Here is a 3353-nt window from a genome sequence, read left to right as displayed (position 1 = left end):
CGGCTTTGCGGTCCAAAAACGAAAGGAAAGGCTGTTTGTTCGCGCTGATGGCCTGCCACATCGAATCCAACGTTTCGCGCTTGATGCGGTTATAACGCAATGGCTCAACCAAAAAATCCTCATCCTGGTGCGCCTCAAAATCCGCCAAACGGAATCCTTGCAGGTGATTCAATGTATCAGCAAATGCTGGAGCAAGAACGCCCCAAGCTTTTTCCCATTCAACGAATATTTTTCTGCGCACGTTCGGATCGGGATCGGCATACATCCGATTCATGGCTTGGCCGGCGGATAGTTCGCTTAAAGTTCCGTCAACATCATGAAACGGAATCTTGATGAAGGATACGAGCGTGTCATAGTGCGCGCTCCAACCGTTGAAACCATCGACACGCAAGGTTGCCAATAAGGCTTCTTCCTTGTCGGAGAGGAGGCGGCTGCCTTGTTGGCGCCATTCCGAAAGCGCGAATTCAAGCGGTGAAAAGCCAGGCTTTTCCACCAATTGGTTCCAGTCAGTTTCTTTGACTGCGGTTACTTTTTTCTTCAGAGTCGTTTGAATAATCGTTAATTTGCTGTACAATTGAATTATTCGCGCATGGATTGCGCTTGCATCCAAGTCCGAGACATCGGCTGATTGGACACCTGTTATGAAACTGTTGCATTGCATCAAAGCTTTTGCGTACAGTTCCTCCTGATGAAGCAAATCCTGAAAAACAGGATAATCCGGTTTGTCTTGTTCGGGGTCCCAAGCGGTTGCTGCGGATTCAAAATCCTTCAGTCCGTCTTGGATCGACAGTATTTTTTCTTGTAGTGCGGGCGAAGAACTCCCTCCTTCAAAAAATGAGTCCAAATCCCAGGTAAGGCTATATTTCATGTTGTTCATCCTCTCAGGCTGAATTGACTAACGTAATGCCATAATTTCATTATAACAATTTCCAACAAAATATAAAAAAGAATTTACATCAAGAAAGGAAAAAAACTGCATGCAAAGAGAACAAAAGAGCAATTCATACATAGTGGGAGCAGTTCTGATCATGGGGTACCTCTATTACCGCGCCACTTTCCAACAAGATTTTTATGCGTTGCCGAACATCATCGCGAACTTGCTGCAGGCACAACCGCTCTCCGGGTTATTCGCAACGTTCACCTTCCGCTACGGGGAGCAGGTGATAAGCATGGAGGCATTGGGCTACTTTGGTTTTTTGGGATTCTTCGGCAGCAAAATCTGGTTGTTCCTTTCCTATTTTCTTCTGGCTTACCTCTGGTATGGCGGACTTTCCGGGAAGATCCGGGATGCTTTTACGCCTGTAGTTGTGGCCCTGCTGCTTTCCGTCAGTTACGCGGCTGCGGATGAATTTCACCAGTCGTTTGTGTCTCCGGCATTTGCCATGAAGGAAGACGTGATTTTGGCTGGCATAGGGGCAATTTTGGCGATTATCGCCGGTTGGTTTTTTCTGACAGCCAGAAAAGGCAGAAAGTGAATTGCCATAAGCGGTTACTTTTGATAAAATGATTGAGTAAATTAATAGATGAGAAGAGGGATCTGAATGTCAGGACATTCAAAATGGAGTAAAATCAAAGGCGCAAAAGGCGCTGCAGATCAAAAACGAGGTAAAATTTTTCAGAGACTATCGAAAGAAATTTATATGGCTGCAAAAAACAGCGGTCCGGATCCCTCATCTAACCCGAGCCTGCGCTTGATCATAGATAAAGCAAAAGCAGCGAATATGCCGAATGACAACATCACACGCGCCATCAAAAAAGCAACATCTGCTGGAGAAGGCGAAAACTATGAAGAAATCACTTATGAAGGCTACGGCCCGAACGGTGTGGCTGTTTTGGTCCATGCTTTGACCGACAACCGCAACCGTACCGCCACAAACATCAGAGTCGCTTTCAACAAAAACGGAGGATCTTTGGGCGAATCCGGTTCGGTGAGCTACATGTTCGACCGCAAAGGCTATATCGCGATCGAGCGTGAAGACTTGGAAGTGGATGAAGACACGATGTTGATGAGTGTGTTGGAAGCCGGTGGGGAAGAGTTGCAGACGAGCGATGAAGTATTCGAGATCTACACGGATCCTACCGATTTTGATGCGGTTTCCGAAGCCTTGAAGGCAGAAGGCTACGTGTTGGCCGAAGCGGAAGTCACGATGGTTCCGCAAACTTTGTCGGCTATCCCAGCGGACAAAGAAACGCAATTCAGAACGATGCTGGAAAAACTTGATGAAGATGATGACGTCTCCGAAGTATTCCACAACGCTGATCTGGACGACGAAGAATAACATTTTACAGAGAATCAAACCCGGTTGCCTTCCACTGTCTATTGACAAGGCAGGCAACCGGGTTTTTTTCGGTTTCTGCCTTGCCACGAAGCGGCAACCCTGTTCCTGTAATCGCTTTCTTCTTTGGCTTGTAGTATAATTTAGTTAGCCAAAGTCGATCTTTCCTTGGACTTTTCGAACAAGGCTCTTAAAGAGAAGCTATCATTATCCGATCGGGATAAACAACGAATGGGGGAACAGCGGTATGGCAAAAATAATATTTGTGATTGCACCTGAAGATTTCCGCGACGAAGAATTATTCATGACCCAGGAAGAAATTGCAAAATGCGGACATGAAATGTGGATCGCCAGCCACAAGACCGGGACCTGCATGGGTGTGCATGGCGGGATCGCGCAGTCGGATCTCTTGGTTGAGGATGTCGATACGACTAGTTTTGATGGAGTGGTGTTCGTTGGAGGAACGGGAAGCCGCGTTTTCTTCGACGATCCGCATGCCTGGATGTTGGCACAGGCGATGAATGGACAAGGCAAAATGGTTGCGGCAATCTGCATTGCGCCAGTCATCTTAGCGAACGCGGGTTTGCTGAAGAAGAAAAATGCGACTGTTTTCGAATCCGAGATCGCAGCTATCGAAGCCAAAGGGGCAGTTTATTCTGAGTCCGGCGTGACAGTCGACGGCAATATCATCACTGCGAACGGTGCGGATCAAGCAAAACAGTTTGGGCTGGAAATCTGCAAGTTTTTGGCTGGCTAAAGTGGAGACACGGCTGTTGGTGAGGAATTGGAGGCGGCAGGGAATATGGAAGAACTGAAAGCCAGAATAGAGCTATTGAAGGAACAGGATCCGGTCAAGATGCAGGACCTGGAAAGGAAATTCGGATTGCTGAAGTTCGAGCTGCAGGAAGCAAAGAAAGCGGTGGAGCAGCAGGAAATCACCTTGGCGGATGTGAAAGGTGAATGGATCAAAGATAATTCGGAGGAGAACCTAACCGTCATGCGCGATGAAGAACAAAACCTGAAGATTGCCAGATTGAACTACAACGCTGCAGTAGAGAAAATGGACATCATGAAGAC

4 protein-coding genes and 1 pseudogene are annotated in these 3353 nt (G+C 47.2%); 4 read left to right on the top strand and 1 reads right to left on the bottom strand.

What is annotated here, in order from left to right; genetic code table 11:
- Window positions 1-868, bottom strand: a pseudogene (locus WBV27_RS12425) (M3 family oligoendopeptidase); the annotation flags it as partial.
- Between the two features lie 109 nt (window positions 869-977).
- On the opposite strand from WBV27_RS12425, the gene WBV27_RS12420 reads away from it, so the two are divergent.
- The 4 genes from WBV27_RS12420 to WBV27_RS12405 form a co-directional block, all read left to right on the top strand.
- Window positions 978-1475 carry a VanZ family protein gene (locus WBV27_RS12420; protein ID WP_424202441.1) on the top strand — a complete coding sequence of 166 codons (498 nt, stop codon included), beginning with the start codon at window positions 978-980 and terminating at the stop codon, window positions 1473-1475.
- Window positions 1476-1541: 66 nt separating this feature from the next.
- On the top strand, window positions 1542-2279 hold the full coding sequence (locus WBV27_RS12415; protein ID WP_424202440.1) for a YebC/PmpR family DNA-binding transcriptional regulator: 738 nt from the start codon (window positions 1542-1544) through the stop codon (window positions 2277-2279).
- 244 nt (window positions 2280-2523) lie between these two features.
- Entirely contained in the window at window positions 2524-3033 is a 510-nt protein-coding gene (locus WBV27_RS12410; RefSeq protein WP_424202439.1) for a DJ-1/PfpI family protein, read from the top strand.
- A gap of 45 nt (window positions 3034-3078) precedes the next feature.
- On the top strand, window positions 3079-3353 hold a 275-nt coding region (locus tag WBV27_RS12405; RefSeq protein WP_424202438.1), incomplete at its 3' end, for a hypothetical protein.

Origin of the sequence: Trichococcus sp. (genome assembly GCF_049589555.1) — a bacterium.
In the GTDB taxonomy this organism is placed as follows: Bacteria; Bacillota; Bacilli; order Lactobacillales; family Aerococcaceae; genus Trichococcus.
Note: the sequence above shows the minus strand (reverse complement) of the source record. Positions and strands in the feature narration are given on the sequence as shown.